20 protein-coding genes are annotated in these 22,932 nt (G+C 41.2%); 10 read left to right on the top strand and 10 right to left on the bottom strand.

What is annotated here, in order from left to right; translation table 11 throughout:
• Positions 1-76: 76 nt before the first annotated feature.
• The 5 genes from ACOB80_RS17450 to ACOB80_RS17430 form a co-directional block, all read right to left on the bottom strand.
• The gene (locus tag ACOB80_RS17450; protein WP_473167141.1) at positions 77-1,222 is read right to left on the bottom strand and encodes an ABC transporter permease; all 1,146 of its coding nucleotides are present in this window, start codon (positions 1,220-1,222) and stop codon (positions 77-79) included.
• Positions 1,219-2,178, bottom strand: coding sequence for an ABC transporter ATP-binding protein (locus tag ACOB80_RS17445; RefSeq protein WP_473167140.1), 960 nt, complete (start codon positions 2,176-2,178; stop codon positions 1,219-1,221). The genes ACOB80_RS17450 and ACOB80_RS17445 overlap by 4 nt, the downstream gene beginning before the upstream one ends.
• Complete coding sequence (locus ACOB80_RS17440; protein ID WP_473167139.1) at positions 2,175-3,146, bottom strand: HlyD family secretion protein; 972 nt, start codon at positions 3,144-3,146, stop codon at positions 2,175-2,177. The genes ACOB80_RS17445 and ACOB80_RS17440 overlap by 4 nt, the downstream gene beginning before the upstream one ends.
• Positions 3,147-3,276: 130 nt before the next feature.
• Positions 3,277-4,644: a sensor histidine kinase gene (locus tag ACOB80_RS17435; RefSeq protein WP_473167138.1), complete on the bottom strand. Its 1,368-nt coding sequence runs from the start codon at positions 4,642-4,644 to the stop codon at positions 3,277-3,279.
• The gene (locus ACOB80_RS17430; protein WP_473167137.1) at positions 4,634-6,043 is read right to left on the bottom strand and encodes a sigma-54-dependent transcriptional regulator; all 1,410 of its coding nucleotides are present in this window, start codon (positions 6,041-6,043) and stop codon (positions 4,634-4,636) included. The genes ACOB80_RS17435 and ACOB80_RS17430 overlap by 11 nt, the downstream gene beginning before the upstream one ends.
• 224 nt (positions 6,044-6,267) lie before the next feature.
• On the opposite strand from ACOB80_RS17430, the gene ACOB80_RS17425 reads away from it, so the two are divergent.
• From ACOB80_RS17425 to ACOB80_RS17410, 4 genes are all read left to right on the top strand, one after another.
• Positions 6,268-7,590: an efflux RND transporter periplasmic adaptor subunit gene (locus ACOB80_RS17425; protein ID WP_473167136.1), complete on the top strand. Its 1,323-nt coding sequence runs from the start codon at positions 6,268-6,270 to the stop codon at positions 7,588-7,590.
• Positions 7,591-7,680: 90 nt separating this feature from the next.
• Positions 7,681-8,361: an ABC transporter ATP-binding protein gene (locus ACOB80_RS17420; protein WP_473167135.1), complete on the top strand. Its 681-nt coding sequence runs from the start codon at positions 7,681-7,683 to the stop codon at positions 8,359-8,361.
• A 9-nt stretch (positions 8,362-8,370) separates the two neighbouring features.
• Entirely contained in the window at positions 8,371-10,875 is a 2,505-nt protein-coding gene (locus ACOB80_RS17415) for an ABC transporter permease (protein WP_473167134.1), read from the top strand.
• A gap of 135 nt (positions 10,876-11,010) precedes the next feature.
• Positions 11,011-12,345 carry a S41 family peptidase gene (locus ACOB80_RS17410; RefSeq protein ID WP_473167133.1) on the top strand — a complete coding sequence of 445 codons (1,335 nt, stop codon included), beginning with the start codon at positions 11,011-11,013 and terminating at the stop codon, positions 12,343-12,345.
• Positions 12,346-12,352: 7 nt separating this feature from the next.
• Here the strand turns inward: ACOB80_RS17410 and ACOB80_RS17405 are convergent, their stop codons facing one another.
• Positions 12,353-12,787 (bottom strand): winged helix-turn-helix transcriptional regulator, encoded by a 435-nt coding sequence (locus ACOB80_RS17405; protein ID WP_473167132.1) that lies wholly within the window; start codon positions 12,785-12,787, stop codon positions 12,353-12,355.
• 138 nt (positions 12,788-12,925) lie between these two features.
• Here ACOB80_RS17405 and ACOB80_RS17400 point away from each other — a divergent pair, with 138 nt between their 5' ends.
• Positions 12,926-13,573 carry a glutathione S-transferase family protein gene (locus ACOB80_RS17400; protein ID WP_473167131.1) on the top strand — a complete coding sequence of 216 codons (648 nt, stop codon included), beginning with the start codon at positions 12,926-12,928 and terminating at the stop codon, positions 13,571-13,573.
• Between the two features lie 39 nt (positions 13,574-13,612).
• Complete coding sequence (locus ACOB80_RS17395; RefSeq protein WP_473167130.1) at positions 13,613-13,999, top strand: MAPEG family protein; 387 nt, start codon at positions 13,613-13,615, stop codon at positions 13,997-13,999.
• Between the two features lie 33 nt (positions 14,000-14,032).
• Here ACOB80_RS17395 and ACOB80_RS17390 read toward each other — a convergent pair whose 3' ends face one another.
• From ACOB80_RS17390 to ACOB80_RS17380, 3 genes are all read right to left on the bottom strand, one after another.
• Positions 14,033-16,261: a bifunctional diguanylate cyclase/phosphodiesterase gene (locus ACOB80_RS17390; protein ID WP_473167129.1), complete on the bottom strand. Its 2,229-nt coding sequence runs from the start codon at positions 16,259-16,261 to the stop codon at positions 14,033-14,035.
• A gap of 4 nt (positions 16,262-16,265) precedes the next feature.
• Positions 16,266-18,146, bottom strand: coding sequence for a sensor histidine kinase (locus ACOB80_RS17385; protein WP_473167128.1), 1,881 nt, complete (start codon positions 18,144-18,146; stop codon positions 16,266-16,268).
• 80 nt (positions 18,147-18,226) lie between these two features.
• Positions 18,227-19,099 (bottom strand): LysR family transcriptional regulator, encoded by an 873-nt coding sequence (locus ACOB80_RS17380; protein WP_473167127.1) that lies wholly within the window; start codon positions 19,097-19,099, stop codon positions 18,227-18,229.
• Between the two features lie 144 nt (positions 19,100-19,243).
• Between ACOB80_RS17380 and ACOB80_RS17375 the strand changes: the two genes are divergently transcribed.
• Positions 19,244-19,918 carry a type 1 glutamine amidotransferase domain-containing protein gene (locus tag ACOB80_RS17375; RefSeq protein ID WP_473167126.1) on the top strand — a complete coding sequence of 225 codons (675 nt, stop codon included), beginning with the start codon at positions 19,244-19,246 and terminating at the stop codon, positions 19,916-19,918.
• 40 nt (positions 19,919-19,958) lie between these two features.
• Positions 19,959-20,999 carry an NADPH-dependent curcumin/dihydrocurcumin reductase gene (curA, locus tag ACOB80_RS17370; RefSeq protein ID WP_473167125.1) on the top strand — a complete coding sequence of 347 codons (1,041 nt, stop codon included), beginning with the start codon at positions 19,959-19,961 and terminating at the stop codon, positions 20,997-20,999.
• 110 nt (positions 21,000-21,109) lie between these two features.
• On the opposite strand, the gene ACOB80_RS17365 is transcribed toward curA, so the two are convergent.
• Positions 21,110-21,274 carry a hypothetical protein gene (locus ACOB80_RS17365; protein ID WP_473167124.1) on the bottom strand — a complete coding sequence of 55 codons (165 nt, stop codon included), beginning with the start codon at positions 21,272-21,274 and terminating at the stop codon, positions 21,110-21,112.
• A gap of 154 nt (positions 21,275-21,428) precedes the next feature.
• Here ACOB80_RS17365 and ACOB80_RS17360 point away from each other — a divergent pair, with 154 nt between their 5' ends.
• Both ACOB80_RS17360 and ACOB80_RS17355 read left to right on the top strand, forming a co-directional pair.
• Positions 21,429-22,304, top strand: coding sequence for a helix-turn-helix domain-containing protein (locus tag ACOB80_RS17360; protein ID WP_473167123.1), 876 nt, complete (start codon positions 21,429-21,431; stop codon positions 22,302-22,304).
• Between the two features lie 145 nt (positions 22,305-22,449).
• Complete coding sequence (locus ACOB80_RS17355) at positions 22,450-22,842, top strand: hypothetical protein (RefSeq protein ID WP_473167122.1); 393 nt, start codon at positions 22,450-22,452, stop codon at positions 22,840-22,842.
• Positions 22,843-22,932 lie beyond the last annotated feature (90 nt).

Below are 22,932 nucleotides of genomic sequence, written 5' to 3'. Positions count from 1 at the left end.
TAGGTTACATAAGGTGCATTGAGCCAGAACTTTCTTCAACTTTGGTTTCAACGTCATATAGTTAGAGACACTAAATTTAGTCTAACCGTTTTTTAAAGCGAATCGAAGCGACAATTAAGCCAATTAAAGTAAAAGCCAATAGCCAAAAGCAATCGTAGCTTAACTCGCCTAAATTCGAATCTCTTAAAACCACACCACGAATCAAGCGCATAAAGTGGGTTGCAGGCAACACTTCAGCAATTTGCTGGGCAACTTTAGGCATACCTTCGTAAGGAAACATAAAACCAGAAAGAAGGATTGAAGGCAGTAAAACAAATATTGTCATTTGCATAGCTTGCAGCTGATTCTTTGCAATCGTAGAAATAACCAAACCGAGTGTTAAGCTGGCACAAATAAACAAGAAAGTAATGAGCGCCAATAAACCTAACCCGCCATTTACTGGCACCGCAAAGACCCAATAGCCTAACCCTAAAATAATCGCGACTTGAATAAACCCTAAGAAAACATAAGGGATAATTTTACCCACCATAAGCTCAAAGGAATGAATAGGTGTCGTGATCAACATCTCCATATTGCCATGCTCTCGTTCACGAACAATCGCGGACGAGGTAAACATGATCATCGTCATAGTCAGAATAACGCCGATTAAGCCTGGAACTATATTTACTGCTGAGCGCTGTTCGGGGTTGTAAAGTAAAGTCACCTCAAACGTGGGCGTATTTCGATTGGCTGGTTTCGACATTAACTCGGCTAATGGCATAGCCCGCAGACTTTTAACGGCTGACGCTATCATGGTATCCGAGGCGTCCACTATCCATTGTGCTACAGGCCGACTTGTTTCCATATCGGTTGCCGCAGGCGTTGCCATATTAACCGCTTGATGACGAACTAACCGACCCGTTACATCGCGTGGAATAACCAAAATTGCGCGCACTTCACTAGCATTCATGGCAAATTTTGCTTCTTTCAAACTTGAATATGAAGATACCACTTTTACTACTTGTGTCGCTGAAACGGTATGCACCAAGCGTCTGCTTAATGCTGTTTGGCTGTGGTCAACAACAGCGACGGGAATATCACGAATATTAGTGTTTATTGCGTAACCAAACAGAACCAGCTGAATAAGCGGGATCATAATTGCCATGCGTAGCGTCATAGCGTCACGTTTAAGTTGTATTAGCTCTTTATAAACGATGGCGCGAATACGAATAAGAAAACTCATTGCCTGCCATCTCCTGTACACACAACGAATACATCCTCTAAGCTTGGCCGCACTGTTTCTATTTGTTCACTTTGATGAAACTGATGATTATTTTGAAGGTAGCCAATCGGGTCAGGCTCACTATCATTAACTAACACTCTTAGACGTGCACCAAGCTGAGCTGCACTAGTTACACTTGGCAGCTTCAATAAATCTTGTTTGAGCTTTCTCGGTGAAAGCGCGCTAATTTCGACAACATTGGCGCCCATGTTAGCCATGAGCTCTAATGGTGGCCCATCGGCACGTTTTACCCCTGCTTCCATAATGGCTAATCGATGGCACCTTTCTGCTTCATCCATATAATGAGTTGAGACCAAAATACTGGTGCCTTGATCAGACAAATCAAACAGTTTTTCCCAGAAGTTACGGCGGTTTTCGGGGTCTACTGCTGACGTAGGCTCATCGAGAAAAAGTAATTTAGGACGATGAAGCGTCGCAGCTGCTAATGCTAGGCGTTGCTTTTGTCCGCCACTCATGCTGCCTGCTAATTGCGTTTTACGTTGATCTAACTCATAAAGAGACAATAGCTCTTCAATACGCTTTTTTTGCTCACGTACATTAAACCCGTATATATCTGCCATAAATTTTAGGTTTTCGAGTACGGTTAAGTCATCATACAAAGAAAACTTCTGGGTCATATAACCGATTTTTAAGCGAAGCTGCTCTGCTTGTTTTGGCAGTGAACATCCTAAGACATTAATGGTGCCAAACGTTGGCTTTAATAGGCCTGTTAACATACGAATAGCCGTGGTTTTACCACAACCATTAGGTCCTAAAAAGCCATAAATTTGGCCTGGCAAAACATGCAAATCGAGTTCATTAATCGCCACAAGCTTGCCAAAATGGCGACTTACTTTTTCCGCCAAAATCACCGGCTCTTTTTCACTGATAGCAGGTGCCACTATCCCTTGTTTCACGGCAAATGTACCTGTGCAGGTAAGCCAATAGGCAATTGAGCGCTAGCTTTTGGTAACTGAACTTCAACCAAATACATTAGCCGTGCTCGCTCATGCTGATTCAGTGCATAGTATGGCGTAAAGGCTGGTTCAGAAGAAATCCAACGAACTTCTCCGGTAATGGTGTTGTCAACACCATCTACTTTTACAGGTAGACTTTGACCAACCTTAATGTTAACGCGATACGGCTCTGGAATATAAACACGGGCAAAAGGCGCTTCGCCAGCTAAAACAATAGCAAGCGGGCTACCTTGCGCCACTCTTTCTCCAAGGTTCCAAGGCAATATATCCAATCGACCGTCTCGTGTTGCAGTAACGGTCAACTCGGCTAAACGCCTTTCCTCTAGAGCAACCAGTGCTTGTGACGCCTCTACTTGCGCTTGTGCAATGCGAATATCTTCTTCCCTTGAACCTTTAATAAGTTCTTGAAGGCGTTGTTCACTACTGGCGAGTTTAGCGCGTTGAAAAGTACGAATAGCCTCTGCTTTGTCGTAATCTGATTGACTGGCCGTTTGTTTTTTATAAAGGTTTTCGATGCGTTTGAATTCAGTTTGGCGTTGTTTTAACAAGGCTTTATCAGCAACGACATCTGCTCGTGCCATGGCGATATCTTCTTCGCGAGCACCTGTTTTAAGTTTATCTAGGTTGGCGAGAGCTAATTGTAAATTTGCTCTGGTTTGTGCAAGTTTAGCTTGTTGCTGACGATCATCTAATTGAACCAATATATCGCCTTTTTGAACCATACTTCCTTGTGCTATAGGTAAACTCACGATAACTTCATTAACCGTCGCAGTATGGGCTATTCGATCCATTTCCAGTGTACCCAACGCAACTTTCTCATTGCTTTCTTGGCATGCACTTAACACTAGTATCAGAGGGATTAACACTCGGTAAAATTTAGCTGAGGCTTTCTCAATAACTGTTTTCATCTCGACTCCCTTGTCCACTTATATGTTTTATTTGAGCATTTCATTAATACATAGTGAACCTGTCCATGATATACAGCTTAACTTATCTCGCTAATTCAACAACTTTTGAAAGGTATTTTGTTGTCAGTAATCAAAATATCAGTTGAAAACGCGCGCCTTTGCCTTCTTCAGATTCAAGAACAACATGACCGCCATGAGCTAACATAACTTGTCTGGTTAATGCCAGCCCCACTCCCGAGCCATCGCGCTTGGTGGTATAAAAAGGAACAAAGGCGTTCTCAACAATATCCTGTGACATACCTACGCCGTTATCACACACTTCGATCACTGTCCTGCCACGCTTATTGATATAAGCACTGAGAGAAATTTGTCCCTGTTTTTTGAGAAGCTCTTTATTTTGTGAAATAGCATGCTCTGCATTTTTCATTAAATTAATAATGACTTGCTCAAGCATATCTTTATCAACACTTAAATCGAGGGATGTCGGGGTTACTTCACTACTAAATTGGATTTCCTTGTCTGCCCAACCTTGATTAAATATAGGAATGAGTTGCTCAAAAAACGTCGACAAGGTGATATCTCGTCGAGCTGGCTCTGGTAACCGCGTTAACTGACGATAGCTAGAGACAAACTGCATTAAACCATCACTTCTACGTGCCACGGTTTTTACTGCATCAGAAACATCTTGCAGCTCTTCGTCAAGCTGGGGAGGTAACGATGATTGCTTAGCAATATCATCCACCAGATCCACTGCAGTTTTTGCTAATGACGATACCGGGGTAATGCTATTCATAATCTCATGAGTAAGTACACGCACTAAATCCTGCCACGCTTGTAATTGTGCAAACGCCAGTTCGTTATGAATATCTTGTAAGCTAAGTAGTAACTCACTTTGACTGCCTATAGTCACTTGAGTTGCTGCGACACTAAGCTTGTGATCAATGCCGTCAATAGAGATTTGAATTAGCTGCTTATCGCCTGCTGACATCAAAGCGAGTTGCTTAGGAAAATGAGCGCCAAAAACCGATAAATCAGACAAGTTCACTACGGGATTAGCACCAAATAAGCGACGAGCGCTATTATTCCAAAGCTGGACTTGCTGCTCGGCTTTTAAACTCACCAAAGGCACCGGCACATGCTCCATTAATGCTTTGATGTGACGTAACTCTTGCTCGTTTTCAGTTCTTACTTTCTGTAAACGCTCCAGAATTTCACTAAAAGCTTTGCCTAATTCCTCAAAACCAGACCCCATATCGGTTAACTCAAAACGCTGCGAGAAATCTGCATAGCGTGCTGCATCGAGGAAACGCACCAATTCACCATTGGTTTTAGTGACAAAGCTAATGAGTTCTAAAAACTGCCCTATGATCACCATAAACATCACAATCGTAGCAGCGTGATAGCCAGGTTGTAGCCAGGCTAAAATCAGCAAGGCTAGCGACACCATTAAAGCAACGGTGCGCGCAATAATCAGTAGCGAAAAACGTTTAAAGCCCATGCTTTTCCATCCTTCTGTACAGTGCAGCACGAGTCAAGCCTAACGCCTTGGCACTATGACTTATATTGTATTTATGCTCTTTTAAAGCAGCTGCAATCGTCTGTTTTTCAACTTGTTCCAAATTATATTGTGCCGGAGGAATATGTTGGGAGATATCAATCGCTTCATTGCTATCAGGCACGGTGTTTTGATTGACGGCAGCAAGCTGAAAATCATGTGGCATTAAGTTGGTGTTGTCCGCCAAAATAATCGCCCTTTCAACGGCGTGCCTTAAAGCACGGACATTACCCACCCATGGATAGTTTTTTAATATTGGATGACACTCTGGCGACAACATCATGCCGTCTTTGTGGTATTTCTTGCTGTACAGTGCTAAGTAAAACTCAACGATAGGAATGATATCTTCTTGCCGCTCTCTAAGTGGCGGCAAAGTGACTTCAACGGTATTGAGTCGAAATAATAAATCTTGTCGAAAATGCGATTCGTCTTGTAATTGCGTTTTCGACAAATTGGTCGCGGCGATAACACGTACATTTATATCGACCGCTTTATTTGAACCTAATGGCGTGACTTTTCTCTGCTCCAGCACCGTGAGCAATTTCGCCTGTAAATGCAATGGTAAGTTACCAATTTCATCTAAAAACAGCGTACCACCATCTGCAGCTTGTAATTTTCCAATTCGCTGCTGATTTGCCCCTGTAAATGCCCCTTTTTCATGGCCAAAGAGTTCACTTTCAAACAAGCTTTCTGCGACAGACCCTAAATCTACAGACATAAATAACTGGTCGTGACGTAAACTCTGCTGATGAATTGCACGTGCTGCAAGCTCTTTACCTGTACCGTTTTCACCTAGAATAAGTACGTTTGCTTCTGTTGGCGCGGCACGCTCAATTAAACTATAAACTTGTTGCATTGCAGCAGATTGACCAATCATCTGCTGTTGGCCTTGGGCGTTAGAGGCTGCGACTAAGGTTTGGTTGGTCGCTTTTAACGTGTTTGCTTCCCCTCGCGTACGACCTAGCTCTACAGCGGTAGAGACAGTAGCAATCAATTTTTCGTTTTGCCAAGGTTTAGCAACAAAATCAGTAGCACCTTGTTTCATTGCTTCTATGGCAAGATCTAAACTACCATGGGCCGTGATCATCACCACAATTGCATCAGGCTTTATTGAGATAATTTCCTTTAGCCAATAAAAGCCTTGATCACCTGAACTTTCACCCGGTCCAAAATTCATATCAAGTAACACGACATCGTACTGGTTTTCAGCAATGAGTTTAGGGATTTGCTCTGGGCGATTACAGATATCTATCTGTGAAAACTGGCGCTTTAATAATAGTTTTCCTGCAACAAGAATATCTTCATCATCATCAACAATTAGGATATGACCTGGCTCTTTCATGGCGGAAAATTCTCCAAGGCAATAGCCTTTATAAGTGTACGTTATTGAACACTAGCCTACACAAAGTGTTCGATAACGTACACTTGTTTTTCTCACACCCATGATGACAAATAAAACAATTACCTTAAAAAACAAAACCTTACTCCAAAACAAAGCTGTTGGAACACTTCTTGAAACCTTAAAAAGCATTCGCAATCGTATTTTTAGTGAAACTGAAACTAACTATGAGCAACTCACTTAAAGCCGTAAAAGAAAATCGCAAGCATACTAACCATAATCCTAGATCTGGTGCGGGCATGGATCGCACGATTGAAAAGTCTAAGTTTTCGTTACCGAAATGGCTTTGGGCGGTGTTAGTAGCACTTCTTATCGTCTGCTTTTATTGGTTAGTAAAAGATCAAGTATCAGGTAAATCTTTAGCGGTGAATAGCAGCCGAATTGTTATTTCTCCCGTTACTCAAGGCATATTTGAAGACTTCATTCCTATTCGTGGCCGTATTGCACCCGCTAAAACCGTCTATCTTGACGCCATTGAAGGTGGTCGCGTAGAGCGCATTTTAGTAGAAGACGGCGCGAGCTTAAAACAAGGCGATTTAATCGTGGAACTGTCAAACGCAAGCTTGCAATTAAACGTGTTAGGAAACGAAGCTCGTGTGGCTGAGCAGCTAAATAATATGCGCTCAATTGAGCTCAGCCTCGAACAAAATAGACTGCGCCACAAAAGTAATTTAGTCGATATTGAATATCAAATTCGCATTTTAACCAGACAATTAAAGCGTGAGCAGGAACTTATCGCCAGCGGTGCCATCACCCAGTCTAAAGTGGATGACACCCAAGATACCTTAAATTGGTACAAAAACCGCCGTGAAATCACATTAGAAAGCCAAGCTTCAGATACCAAGATGCAGGAAGCGCAACTAGCGTTTTTAAAATCCACCAGTAAACGTCTTGAAAGCAATTTGGCAATCTCTCGACAAAATCTAGATAACATGAACGTTAAAGCACCAGTAGATGGCAAGCTTTCCGGGTTCAATGTCGAAATAGGTCAAAGCATTGGTCGCGGCGAACGCTTAGGCCAAATTGATACACCAAACGATTATAAAGTAACGGCAAATATTGACGAATTTTACCTAAACCGCGTTGATTTAGGGCAAGTTGCTCGCTACCAAGACTACCAATTAAACATCAGCAAAATTTATCCGCAAGTGCAACAAGGACAATTTGAAGTGGACTTTGTTTTCGCAGATAGACAGCCAACTGATATTCGCAGAGGCCAAACGGTTCAAGCAAAGCTTACACTAGGTGACGCTAATCAGGCGTTACTAATTCCTAATGGTGCTTTTTATCAGGACACTGGCGGTCACTGGGTGTTTGTTGTTTCTAATGACGGCAGCGAAGCTGTCAAGCGTTCGGTGCGCTTGGGTCGCAGAAACAATCAATATATCGAAATTATTGAAGGACTGGAGTTAGGAGAACAAGTTATCACCAGTCCTTACACAAGCTATTTAGATATGCAGCGTTTAAAGCTCAATCAGCTTAATAACTAATGCATAACTCATACAAAGCTAATTTAACAAAAAGCAAATTAACCAAGAATTTAATCAAAACAGAATTTAAGAGTAAAAAGGACAGTCACTATGCTAAAGCTTCATAACCTAAGTCGAGTCTATCAAACCAATGATGTTGAAACCTCAGCACTTAACCAAGTTAACATTGAAATAGCACAAGGTGAATTCGTCGCCATTATGGGCCCTTCAGGCTGCGGTAAATCTACGCTACTCAATACTATCGGCATGTTAGATTCACCAACCTCAGGCAGTTACCAATTCGATGGCGAAGAAATTTCAGGTTATGGCGAGAAACAACTGTCAGTGTTAAGAAAGCACAACATAGGTTTTATCTTCCAAAACTTTAACCTTATTGATGAGCTAACCGTTGAGGAAAATATTGGCTTAGCGCTGCTATATCACGATGTATCTTCTGCAGAGCGTAAAAAGCGCGTTGCTGAAGTGATGGACAAAGTGGGTATCGCCCATCGAGCCAAACACATGCCTAGCCAGTTATCAGGAGGGCAGCAACAGCGTGTTGCTGTAGCAAGAGCGGTTGTCGGTGGCCAGAAAATGATATTGGCCGATGAACCAACGGGTAACTTAGACAGTGCTCATGGCCAAGAAGTGATGGAAATGTTGCAAGCACTTAATGACGAGGGAACAACCATCATCATGGTGACTCACAGTCCAGCTCATGCCGACTACGCCAAACGCACCATTAATTTATTCGATGGTCATGTAGTCACCGAAAGCGTTAAAGCAGCTTAAGGAATTCTTATGTTTTACAACTACTTAATTACTGCGTGGCGAAATATCGTAAAAAACGGTATTTTTTCCGCGATAAATATTTTCGGCCTAGCCATCGGACTAATGAGCTGTATTTTGATTATGCTGTTTGTAAAAGCCGAAACTGGCTTTGATAAATGGTTACCCAATGCCGACAGGTTAGTGCGTGTTCACACCGCTTATACCATGCCAAATCAGCAACCATTTTTAACTGTGCGCTCTGCCGGCCGCATGATGGAAGCCATTAAAGGTTACGCTCAAGCAGAAATTGAAGACGGTGTTCGTTTAATTCAATGGACACTGACAGTGCGTAAAGACCAAGACGCATTTTCTGAAGCAATGACCATGGCTGATCCTAGCTTTTTCGACATGTTTGAACTGCCTTTTGCGCATGGCTCTGTTGAGACTTCATTTAATGCGCCGATGAATCTAGTGGTTACTGAATCTCTAGCCATTAAATATTTTGGCCGCACCGACGTTATTGGCGAAACCCTTACAGTTTGCTGTGTTGGTCCAAACCCAAATGAAGTTGAAATTACTGGCGTTATTAAAGATTTACCTGACCAAACTCACTTAGACATTAACATGCTGTTTTATTTGCAACCGGCATTGTTTGGTGAAAATGATAACGTTTTACATACCTGGACCAGCGTTAACGTATTTACCTATTTCAAACTGAAACCTATGGTTGAGTTGGCGCAAGTTCAGGAGCGCGTTAATTACTGGTTAAACAATGAAAGTCCGCTTGTAGAAATGATGAAAGGCTTTTTAGGCGATAAAGCTGAAGGCAAAGAAGTGACTGACTTTTTGAATCTCAAATTGATGAGTGTTCCAGATCTACACCTTAAGGCCAAAGAAGATGCTGGCAACATGGGTGACATGACGCCTATGGGTGACAACGATATGATCAATACCTTTGTTACCGTTGCCATTTTGGTGTTGATTATTGCCTGCATTAACTTTATGAACCTATCCACAGCTAAAGCCAGCAAGCGCGCGAAAGAAGTGGCGATGCGCAAGGTCTTAGGGGCATCACGCATACAAGTCGCTATTCAGTTTTTAAGTGAAGCTATCGTATTAGTGTTAATTGCATTATTGCTAGCTATTGCTGCGGCTGAGGTGGCACTACCATTTTACAACGAAGTGATTAGCCGTAACCTAGAGCTGATGATATTTGACGATCCAAGTATGCTGTTGTGGTTAATATTAATTGCCACTGGCGTAGGTTTTATTGCGGGTATCTACCCTGCGGTGTACTTATCAGGATTTATGCCCGGCCGTATTCTAAAAGCCAGTAAAAGTAGTGAGTCATCAGGCTCGGTAAAATTGCGAAATGCTCTAGTCGTATTTCAGTTTTCAACGTCAATTGTCTTAGTTATTTGTACCTTAGTAGTTTACGGGCAAACACTTTACTCAAACAGTATAGATGTTGGTTATCAAAGTGATGACAAGTTAGTACTTAGTATTAACGGTGCGCGGGATTTACAGCCAAGCTTGAAACAAGAACTAAGCCAAATACCAGGGGTAACATCAGTCACATTCTCGTCAGAAGCGCCGACTCAAGATTTTGAGAACAACACGCAATACACCTTGTTAGAAACTGACGAACAAGGTAACAAGGTTGAGCCTATCTTATTGAATTACCATCATATGGGTTACGGCTTTTTTGATGAATATGGTGTTAAGCCATTAGCTGGCCGTTTATTTGATGAGCAATACGGTACAGATACTTTAGTGCCGAGCAGTGACGAAAATACCACAGTTAATGCCAATATCATTATTAACGAATCTGCCATGCGAAAATTTGGCTTTAGCCAGCCAAACAATATCATTGGCAAAACGTTAGGAAATGGAAATCAAGTACTGACTATTGTTGGTGTGATTCCTGATATTCACTTTCGCTCTATCAAATTTGGTATTCGCGCAACGGTTTATCAACTAAACCCTGATAGATTCCGTGTCGCCAATATTCGCTTTGATACTAACGACACCTCACGCTTAATGAGTGATATCGAGCAAGTGTGGAAGCGCACAGTTCCTGGAGAGCCCATGAGTTTGCAGTTCTTATCTGAGATGATGGCGGCTCAATATCAAGATGAAATGACAACTGCTCAACTGTTTTTAGCCTTCTCTATTTTAGCTATCGTTATAGCATGTTTAGGCCTTTATGGCTTATCAGCCTTTACCGTTGAACGCAGAACCAAAGAAATTGGTATTCGCAAAGTGATGGGCGCAGAAATAACTGATATTGTTCGCTTGTTATTGTGGCAGTTTTCAAAACCTGTGGTTCTGGCAAACATTATCGCGTGGCCAATCGCGACATATGCCATGTTGCAATGGCTGGAAGCCTTCCCTTATCGCATTGACGCTATATGGTTTGGGCCAATTTGTTTGGGCGTTGGCGGTGTATCTCTGATTATCGCTTGGCTAACCGTCGGCGGAAATGCTGCCAATGTAGCACGCAAAAACCCAGTAAAGACGCTGAGATACGAATAAAGGTTAAAAGGTGCTCATTGATTTGAGCACCTGTATCAATATGGAAGTTTCCTTCTAATGGCGCGGTTTTAACTTACAAATTGCGTCAATTAGCATCCCTTTTCTTTTTTCTAATTCATTAAAGGAATATTTGTCGTGTCCAAACTTTATCGGTTACTGCCCTGCTACTTGCTCAGCGCAGCACTTATATTATCTGCTTGTACTCATCACAACACTAAGCCTATTCAACCCTCTTCAGCCTTACTCACCCAACAGCAAGTTGTTGACTGGTCTGATGATATTGATTTTTACCTTACGGAATTAGAGCAACGACATATCAACCTATATCACACAGCGACTAAAGCGGAATTTAAACAAGCGTTAACAGAATTAAAACTGTCGCTACCTGAGCTTAATCACTATCAAGTCATGGTTGCTATGATGGGTATTACCCGTCTCATTGGCGATGGCCACAGCCTATTTGGTTACTGGGGACAACCTTACTCAAGGTACCCTGTATATTTTCAACTATTTGATGGTGAATTAAGGGTAATTAAAACCTCTACCGAGTATAAGTACTTACTAGGCCAACGCCTGGTTAGTATCGATGGTAAACCCGTAGAACACGTCATTCGAGCTGTAAAGCCAGTCACTCAAGGGGTAGATAATCAACATTCCCTTAACCACTTTTTGCCATGGACAATCAATGTCGCAGAGGTACTTCACGGCTTAAATATCACTCACCAACTCGATCAAGCGCACTTTGAATTTGCCAATGACATGGGAGTACTTTCCGCGCAAACGCTGCAATCAGTGCCGAGTTTCCGCTTAGCAAATACAGTTAACCATGGTTTTACGCGACAAGAAAAGCCTTGGCGACTTCAAGAATCAACCGATGGATTAACACTTAATATAAGTGAAGATTCAAACACTGCTTATATTGAGTTTTCAGGCTACCCTGGCTGGTTGAAAATGATGCTTTTTTCAAGAGCCATAAAATCTACATTAGAAGATGCGCAAGTAAACAACCTAATTATCGATTTTCGCCAAAATGGCGGCGGCAATTTCTTTGAAGGGCTGTTGTTGGCGCAAAGCTTAATAACGCTCGATCGTTTAGATTGGCAAAATGGCATTTATGTTCTTATCAATAATGAGACGTTTTCTGCTGGAGTCAGTAATGCCGCCCAATTTAAGCAAATGCTGAACGCAAAGATAGTCGGCACAACGAGTGGTGGAAACCCTTATGGGTATCAAGATGCCGACCGATTTGTACTGCCAAGAACAGGTTGGACTGTGCAATATTCTAAGCGTTTCTTTAAGATGCAAGATGACTTTACTCACGGCTTAATTCCTGATGTAAAGGTAGAGCAAAACTGGCGTGATTATCAGCAAGGAATAGATACACAGCTCAACTGGGTTTTAACTGACATTGCGTCAAAGCAGCCAAAAAAAAGCAGCGAATATCTCGCACCTTCAAGTGCTAGTGATTAGCATCTCACTATAAGTCGAGAGTTACCAAAGGCTCTCGCTTATTAACTTTATCGATAATACTTTGTCTATCGTTCACCATCATGTCGTGGATATGAGGAGGGATGTACGAATTGTCAAACACGTCATATGCCCATAAAACCATTTCAAGTAACACTGGCAACAACCCTAAACCGCGATCTGTTAAACGATAAACGAACTTCTTACCATGGGTGGGGTGAGGCAATTTTTCGAGAATGTGATATTGCTGTAAACGTTCTAACCGTTCCGTAAGAATATTGGTTGAAATGCCTTCACCCGATTGAAGTAAATGACCAAACTCGTTGCGATTGGTAAACATAAGATCGCGAATAATCAACAACGTCCAGCGATCTCCCACTATTTCTAAACCATTGGCTAATGCACAGATAGAGCGGGATTCATGTCTTTCAGGTAACGAGGTCATTGTTTCTCCTTTTGCTGTATGTCGTAAGCTTAAAAAAAATACTTGCAAAAAACAAGTAAAGTGCACTAGAGTAAAGTTACTTGCAAAAAACAAGTAACTTTACTCTGATTCATCTATTAACCATATTAAGGACTGATCATGCACGTTTATAGCTTTCCCACGTTTAACTTAACCAAAGTATTACTCACCGCTGAAGAACTAGCGTTAGATTATCAATTTACCTTATTAGACTTTGCAAAAGGCGAGCATAAAAGCCCTGAACATTTAGCACGTCACCCACTCGGAAAAGTGCCAGCCGTTGAAATAGACGGTCACAGTTATTTTGAAAGTAACGCCATTTGTCGCTTGTTAGCAGAACGAAATGACAATGCATTATATGGCGATACACCAGAAGAACGAGCAATAGTAAATGAATGGGCGGATATGACCACATTACACGCGGGGCGCTGGTTAACCGTGATGTTTTTTGAAAACAAGATTAAACAAATATTCTTCGGTGGTGAAGCAGATCAAACAGCCATTGATGAAGCACTTTCTTTCTTATCACAACAGTTGCCGCCGATTGAAGCGCAGCTATCAAAACACGCGTTTTTAGCTGGCGACAAACTAACCATCGCCGATATTATCGCTTATAGCTACTTTAGTACGACTCCTCATAGCGGCGTAGATCTTGGCCTTTATCCAAAAATTTCTGCGTGGATCGAAACCATTGAAGCGAGACCAAGTTTTCAAAAAGCTATGAATAACTTACCAGGCAATAGCATGTTTGCCATGTTGAACGCGTAAAACATCAGGTAAATTCACAAAGATATTAAGGATAGAAAAATGAGTGTTTACGTTTACTTAGCTATCACCATGTTTATTCCGATAGTGTTAGCGCTAAGTTCAATTCCCTTTCGTGTTAAGCAGTTATCAACCGTCAATATTAACGAACCTAGATTTCAAGCAGAGCAACTTACTGGCGCAGGTGGCAGAATGGTAGCTGCTCAAAAAAATGCCTGGGAAGCGCTTATCTTATTTACTGTGGCCCTATTTATCGCTTATGCAAATCAGGTGGACGCAGCAGCCATTAATACCGCTTGTGTTGTTTTTATTCTCGCTAGAATTAGTCACGCAGTATTTTACGTTACAGGAATAGGCCATGCCCGCTTTGTTTCTTTTATAGTGGCGCTAGGTGCAATTACTTCCATTCTATGGACAGCGTTAAGCTAACAAACCTTGGTAAAATGTGCTGTTAGCCTTGTTTTAAAGCAAGGCTAACGCTTCTTCTAGCGGTAACGGTTTATAAAAATAAAATCCTTGAATGGTAGAAACGTTTAATTTCTTGATAATGTCGAGTTGCTGCTGAGTTTCAACACCTTCCATAACAATACTTCGGTCAAGGTTGCGAATAATATCGACGATACCTTGTGTTAATGTTAAAGAGCTTTCACTATTGGCAATATCTGCGACAAACGCGCGATCTATCTTAATGGTACTAACCGGAAGCCTTAGCAAGTAACTTAGTGAAGAAAATCCTGCGCCAAAGTCATCTAAACATATAGCAAAGCCTGCTTGTTTGAGCTCATGAAGCCTAGCAATCGCCAATTCAGAATTAATTAGCGCATTCTCTGTCACTTCTATTTCTACTTTGCCAAAAGCAACTGCCTGCTCAACAAATACTTGCTTCAAGTCATAGGCAAATGATTCATGATTCAACGAATTTGCGGAAATATTGAAAGAAATAGGCACTGAAAGATTCGGATGATTCTTAACAATTTCACAAAGCCTGTTGGCTACGTATAAGTCAAAGTCATAATTCATGCCTGACTTTTCAACTGCAGGAATAAAAGCCCCTGGAGGAATAAGTCCTTTTTTAGGATGTTTCCAACGAATTAGCGCTTCAAAGCCTACGACGGTATTGTCAAAACCATTTACTTTTGGTTGCAAATGGAGAAATAACTCTTTGTTATCCAACCCCAACCTTAGATCACTTAACAACGCCATGCTGTTTCTAGATTCAACTTCGTAAGACTCGTTAAATGCCTCTCCTGTCCCTCGTTTTTTCTCTTTGGCTACGTTTAGTGCGAGCTCAGCTTGTTTTAATGATTGGCTAATATCTACTTGCTCAGAATCTGTTACATCAATAATCGCTTTTCCGACTGTCATCCCCATTCTAATCGACTGATTTTCGACAAAGATAGGACGAGAGCAACGTAAAGCCACTTCATTAGCACACAAGGTAGAATTGGTTGTAAGCACTGCAAATACATCGGTATGAAGACGCGCACAAATAGCTGTTTCACCAAATATCTGGCTAATTAGGCCCGCGAGTTTTTGTAAGATGGCACTGCCAAACTCATAGCCCATAGACGTAACAACATGGTGAAAGTAGTCGATATCTAAAATAAAAATCGCACACTGGGTATTGTGTTTAAGAACAAACCGCTGCGACATATCAATTAGGCCAGATCTGTTGTACAGCCCCGTTAACTCATCATTAAATGCTGCTTTATTTAAATAGGTGAAGAATTTGGCGTTTTCTAACCCTAAGGCAACATTCATGCAGAATATTTGCAGAATTTCCTGATCAGCTTCTAGTAAATTTTTAGAATTTTCTGCGGTGATCACCCCTTCCCAACCCGACGGTGTCGATAAATACAAGGTGCTAACCGTTTCAGTTAGCTGATGCTCTTTTTTCTCTAAACAAGACTTTACTTGCCTTATAACAGGAAGTTGCTCTCCCAAGTGTTCAATGTTTTGGCCAAAGTACTGTTTGTACTTCTCATCAGCAGCGACTATGTAATAGCCGTCTTCCGTATTTTTAATCGAAAAAGGTCCTTTTGCAGGACGTTTAGAAACACAAAACAGACTTTCGGCAGACAAATTAAACAGCGCATCAATTTGGGAGAGTACACCGTGAGAAAAATCAAACAATGAACGTTCACGCATTAACGATGCAGAAGCACCAATGACAGCTCTTAAACCATCGCGACTTTTCTCAATAGCTTTTAGCTGCTGATAACTGCGTAACCCAGTGGCAATGGTGGTGAATAGTTTACTACGCGTTAATTCGCTTTTGGTTTTGTAGGAATTTATTTCATAACGAATTATAACTTCTTCTTCAGGCGCATAACCAGCTTGGCCTGTACGCAATATTATTTGTATAGCGCTATTGTTTAACTCGTTTCGGATTTTATCAACAAGCTGCAAGCCAGCGTCTTCAGTTTCCATTACGACATCAAGTAACACCAAGGCCATATCAGGGCTATTTTCGATCAATTCAGCGCCTTCTTCAGCACTATAAGCGCTTCGAAATTCTAATGGCCTGCCATATATTGTTGTATGTCTCAATGCCAGTAGCGTAACCTCATGCACTTGAGGTTCATCGTCGATGATACCGATCACCCAAGGATCTTTTCCCTCAGCCACTGTTTGTGATTGGTCCAGGTTTTCTTCGTCATCATCGATAAAGGTGATAAATTCGTCTGACATGACATTACTCCTGCGCAGGGGCAATCAGTGGCAACAATAAGGTAAACTCAGTCCCTTTTCCTAGTTCGCTTTGCACACTGATTGTTCCCCCCATAAGTCTTACGACTAAGTTATAAATAATATTAAGTCCTAACCCTGAGCCACCTTTACCAAGTTTAGTGGTATAAAATGGATCAAATATTTTGTCTAAAGCATCTGCTGGGATGCCTTTGCCATTATCTTTTACACAGAGCTGAGCTTTTCCATCAACTAAGGTTCCGGTAATTTCTATTTCGCCCTCACTGGCGTCATCAAGTCCATGAATAACAGCATTATTAAAGAGGTTCGTTAAAATTTGTCCTAGTGGTCCTGGGTAACTATCTAAAGAGATTTTTTCATCAACAGAATAGTGACAAGCAATACCTGTTCGTTTAATTTGATGATTCAAAGTCATGACAATTTCTTCGACGATTTCTATTAATGCAAATTGCCTTCGCGCTTCACTCGTTTGGTCAACGGCTACTTGTTTAAAGCTATGAATAAGGGTTGATGCTTTTTCCAGGGATGGTATTAATACTTCCATACCTTGATGAAACTCAGATTCAAAATTATCGAGGTCTGAACGGCGCATTTTCCCCGTCCGCATAACATCAACAAAGTTTTGTACGTTTTGGTTTATGGTGGTGCCCATAGTGACCGCGACACCTAATGGAGTATTAATTTCATGGGCGACGCCAGCAACCACTTTACCTAAAGACGCCATCTTTTCTTTTTCAACTAGCGATTTTTGTGCTTGCTTTAACTCGACCATGTTTTGTCGAATTACTTCAGCACTTTTTTTCTGTTCTTCGATATAGTTTTGTAAGGTTCTCTCGATAAATGAGAGTACCGTATAGAAAATCCCTAAGCCGATGAGTGACGCAATAATAAACACGGTTGAGATGGTTAGCACTTGCTGCTTTCGTTCAGACACTAATTGCTCAACGTTGGAGATAACAATTTGATGGCCAACCCCTTCTCCGGAAACATTCAACATGTGTCTAGAATAGAGCGCGTTATTGTCATCTCTGACAATGCCCGTTTTATTAACCGCATCTTGGATCAAAGCTAACGTTGTTTCATCTAGGGTTAAGTCGGCGCAGTAGTTAATAACATAATCTTCTAATGTGGATTGATCGCTTTTTCTGCCGGTCAGTTCAAATAGCAATTCTGAGGTGTCATTAGGAATAAGCGTGCGATCAAAAAGCTCAAACAACTCAACGTTAAATTGTTTTTCAGTTCGCTCAACGACATGCCCTATTTCCATCCCTACTTCAACATAACCAATCAAGCGACCATTCACTTGAACAGGGCTTACCGTTCTTAGCGTAAACGTGCCAAGCACGCCAAACTCTAGACCTGAGCTTGTATTCTTGGTCGCTTCGGCTAGCTCCATGGTTTTTCGCATAATGACATCACCTTTACGATCAGGCTGATGGGCGCGATACAGCACTTTTTTATTAGGATCAATCAGGTAAAAGTGGGTAATGCTATTGTGCTCATTGAGGTACTGATAAATACTATTTAGCGAGCTATAGTTTTCATACATACCAGACAACAAGCCAATAATGGTTTCGTCTCGCACCATAGAGAAATTAACCAGTTCTTGGATATTCTGCTGGGCACTAATTTCGTCGTCGAAAAAGCTGTGAACTTCATCAAACTTTTCCTGCATATTGCTTTGCAGCACATTGTCGGCAAAATCTCGCACTGACTTAACGGTGATCATAAAAGTCAGGATCATAATTAGAGAAAAAGCGACCAGTAGCGGTAATTTGATTTTTTCCGCGTTGTGAAGCCGAGCGAATATGCCAGAGAACATTAGGTTACAAATCCCTTTTAAAACTAAGTCATAGAGAAATAACAATATTTTTCTTGTTTAGTTTATATAGTTCAAAGATGCTAATTTGGCAAAATATGCAAAGAAAAGAAGAGATGATTAGAAGGTTAATTCGCAAATTTTTCTAAAAGAAACTCAATAGCAAGACGCGCTCTTAACGGCATAAACTGTTTGTTTTGATAAACAATCCAGCTTGTCGCACCACTAATGCAGTAATCCGACAAAATCGGTACTAGTTTATTGTTATTAATCAAGTCAGAAAAGGTACCTTTAGGCATATAAGCAATACCTAAGCCCTTTTCGCAGGCGTGAGCAACAACATTGGCATTGTTACTGCGCCACCTTCCAGATACCTTAATCGCTTGTTTACTGCCATCTATATTGAAAGACCAGCGATCATTATTGGCAACTATGCATTGATGGCTTTTTAGGTGATTCGGGTGACTAGGCGTACCATGTTCATTTAAGTAATCCGGGCTTGCCACTAATTCCATTGAGCGACTGACGAGTTTTCTGGCAATAAGATTAGAATCGTTAAGCTCGCCATAACGAATGGCAAAGTCGACACCGTCCTCGACAAAATTAACCATACGGCTATTAAAATCAATTTCAATATTAAGCTCAGGATGGAGCTCTGCAAACTCCATTAGCGTTGGCGCAACAAAGTTTTCAGCAAAGCCACCAGCGGCACTGACTTTTAAAGTACCACTCAAATTGAATTGCTGCTGGTTTAATCGTTCATTTGCTTGTTGTAATCCGGTGACTAACTGCTTACATTGCTGGTAATAGAACTCGCCATTTTCTGTTAGGTTTATTTGTCGTGTTGTTCGCGCAAGTAAAACAACACCTGTTCGCTCTTCCAAGCGCGCAATTTGCCGACTTATATGGCTTGTGCTGCAGCCAAGCTTTTTCGCGGCAGCGGTAAAGCCACCGGTCTCTGCAACGGCTACAAATTCAAAGATCCCTTCAAAACTATCCATATTTACCTCGACACGAGTTAGTTACACACCATTAATTATTGCAATATAGCAAAAGTGTTTAACCATTTTAGGTAATTATCATCAATAGAGGAAATATATACACTACATTCATCAACAAAATCATGGCTGAAAAAGGTAAATGAGATGAAAAAGGTACTTATTCCGGTAACGAACCACGCAACGTTAGGTGAAACAACTCAAGCGAACGGCACTTATGCGCCAGAGCTTACCCACGTTGTACACGTGTTGAACGAGAACAATATTGCTTATGAAATCACGTCAATTTCAGGTGGTAAAGCCCCTTTATACGGCACAGACTTAGCAGACGATGCTGTAAACAACTTAGTATTAGGTGATGAGTCCTTTTTAACGCAAATTAACAATACTATTCCAGCCTCTCAAATTAATATTGAAGAATACGATGGTATTTTCTATCCAGGTGGCTTTGGCTTACTTTCCGATTTGGCGAGTAATGAAGAAATTGCTCAACTTGCAGCTAAGCACTATGAAAATGATGGCGTAATTGCTGCCGTATGCCACGGGCCAGCAGCTTTACTTCCTATTACTTTGAGTAACGGTGAACCATTATTGTCGACTAAAACAGTCACCGCTTTTACCCGTGAAGAAGAAGTCGATTTTGGTACCATTGACGATATCCCTTTTCTATTAGAAGAGGCGCTTGCTCGTAAAGCAGCGAAATATAGCAAGGTTCAACCTTGGCAAGAACTTGTTATTGAAGACAATCGCGTAATTACCGGCCAAAACCCAACTAGTGCGCATGCAGTTGGTGAAGCATTAGCTACACTGTTACTTAAATAATCACGCTATCTTTTTACCCAACAAAGCCAAGGTAATTCTTATGAACCAAAATAGAGACGTTAACCGACAAATAACCTTAGCCTCTCGTCCACATGGTGCGCCTACTCAGGAAAACTTCAATTTAGTTGAATCAGCCATTCCAGTACCCGCGCAAGACGAAATGTTGTTAAGAACGATTTACCTATCGTTAGATCCTTATATGCGTGGGCGAATGAATGATGCTAAATCTTATGCTGATCCAGTCGCAATAGATGAAGTGATGGTAGGTGGCAGTATCTGCCGTGTTGAAGAATCTAACTTAAACGGCTTTACCAAAGGTGACATTGTCGTCGCGTTTGGTGGCTGGCAAGACTATAGCCTCTCTGATGGCGAAGGCGTAATAAAGCTAGAAAATAATATGCCAAACCCGTCTTATGGGTTAGGTGTTTTAGGTATGCCAGGGCTTACTGCTTATATGGGATTAATGGATATTGGTGAACCCAAAGAAGGTGAAACTTTAGTGGTTGCCGCTGCTACAGGTGCTGTTGGTAGCTTAGTGGGACAAATTGGCAAGATCAAAGGCTGTAAAGTTATTGGTATAGCCGGTAGTACAGAAAAATGTAATTACGCAGTGAATGAACTCGGCTTTGATATTTGCCTTAATCACAATGATGACGACTTAGCGGTAAAACTTGCTGAAGCTTGCGCTAACGGCATTGATATCTATTATGAAAATGTAGGTGGCAAAGTGTTTGATGCGGTTTTACCATTACTTAATGCAAAAGCGCGAATTCCTTTATGTGGTTTAATATCTCAATACAATGCAACAGACTTACCTGCAGGACCAGATCGCATGTCGCTCCTTATGGGTAACATTTTAGTTAAACGTATTAAAATGCAGGGCTTTATCGTGTTTGACGATTACGGCCACAGATACAATGAGTTTCAACAAGCGATGGTACCTTGGTTGATGTCAGGTCAAATCAAGTACAGAGAAGATAAAGTAACAGGGCTAGAAAACGCCGTTTCAGCTTTTATTGGATTGCTGGAAGGCGAGAACTTCGGCAAGTTGGTTGTGCAAGTAGGCCCAGAACAGCTTTAGCTTTTTGTCATACCTTTTAAGCACAAAGTTAAAATGAAAATACAAAAAGGGTCTGTGACATATTTGTCTAGACCCCTTTTTACGTTTTTAAATTGCAATTCTTGAAGAGTTTACCAAAGAGCAATTACTAGCATAGGAACAATAGTACCCACAGCCGATGCAGCCATAACTAACACAGACTCTAAATCGCCCTTTTCTTCGGCAGACTTTGCTTCCCACCAAGCTGAAAATTGCTGTTTCATGTTGTTTTGGAATGTTGAAAAATCTATCGCCATATTTTTCTCCTTCTAGCGTTTCTAACTCCTATACTTACTTAGTATCTAGCTCGATGAATTTATTACACTTAATTAGAATGCTGTTCATTATGACTAGCCAGCTAATTCGAACGCTTATAGAATCAATACTCCCATAAACAAAAATTCTTTATTTGTGACAGAGCCAATACATACATTTATAGGTGTTGAACATAACAACAAAACAGTGATGGGCATTCGAAAATTTGAAGCACCTATGACCTATCAAGACAGTTTAGTTGATGAAGCGCGCTTAATTCATGTGTTAAAAGGCAACTCTTCTCTTATCTGTGCGGGAAAAACCTTGTCCTTAAAAGCGGGTGACACCCTTTTAATGAAAGCGGACAACTTTATTAACCAATGGCTGAATAGTAGCAGCGAAAGTAAAAGCGACAACACCGTCGAGTTTATCGGCTTTCGCTTTACACAAGCGCTTATTCAAACGCTCTACCAAGGCGATTTACCTATTTCAATGACAAAGGAAAAATTGACAACAGACAGGGAAGAAGAATCAGCAATTGTTATGTCGAATTCACCGTTACTTTCCAGTTATTTTCAAGGCATTAAACACTATATTACCCATAAAGAAGTTCTGACTGACGACATGGTTGCGTTGAAAATTCGCGAGCTGATATCCCTACTGCTATCACAAGGTATTCATCACAAGCTAAGCAATGTACAACAACTGTTGAACCAGCTATTCGTGCCAAGCCAACCCAAGCTGCAAGCCGTAGTAAAAGCACACTTATTTACGCCGTTAAAAGTAGAAGAGTTAGCCTTCTTATGCCATATGAGTGAATCGACTTTTAATCGCAAGTTTAAGCAGACTTTTGGTACAACGGTGAACAAATACTTTATCAGCAAGCGACTTGAAAAAGCAGAGCAGTTGATAAAAGCTACTGACAAGAGTTTAACGGAAATAGCCTTAGACTGTGGCTTTGAAGAGATCAGTTATTTTTCTCGAGCATTCAAACAACATTTTACTATCTCCCCTTCACAAATGCGTAAATAGCGAACATTCAGCAATACGCTAACTGTTATTAAAGTAAGCTTATCGGTGACGGAAAAGTGCAAACCATTGACGGATATGTGCAAGTCTCCTTCGCTGAGTTTTTTTATCATGAGTGCATCTAAACTTTTAAGTAAAGGCACTTTGCATGACTAAATTAGCACAACTTCTTTCAGGTATATTTGTATTAGTATTAGGCTCTGCAGCACTTGTTACCATGCTGCTTCCCTCAGTAATCAACGAACCTAGTGGCTTTAATGCGATATCAAATTATGGCTTCACCAACTTACGAACCTTAGGTGCACCCACATTAAGTTTGGCAATCATTACTGCCATTGGTGCTTATCGCAAAGAATGGATACTGTTGCTGCCTGCCTCCATGTACTTTGGCTTTAACTTTTTCGCGCGTGTACTTTCAACCGTAATTGAAGGTTATGAGCCAGTGATGTTATTTGGGCTGATAATGACATTAACGTTATTTACCCTTTCACAAGTCGCTTTACATGCCTTTAGAAAAGTACGTAAAGAAAGCAATGGCTAAAGGGTGGTCTAGCGGATTACCAACAGGTGCTTAATATGTAGTCATTTACAAGAGCGGAAAACGCTTGGCTTTTACTCTTGAGTCGCTTAT

This window comes from Thalassotalea coralli (assembly GCF_055786205.1).
This window is presented reverse-complemented; position numbering and strand designations above follow the sequence as displayed.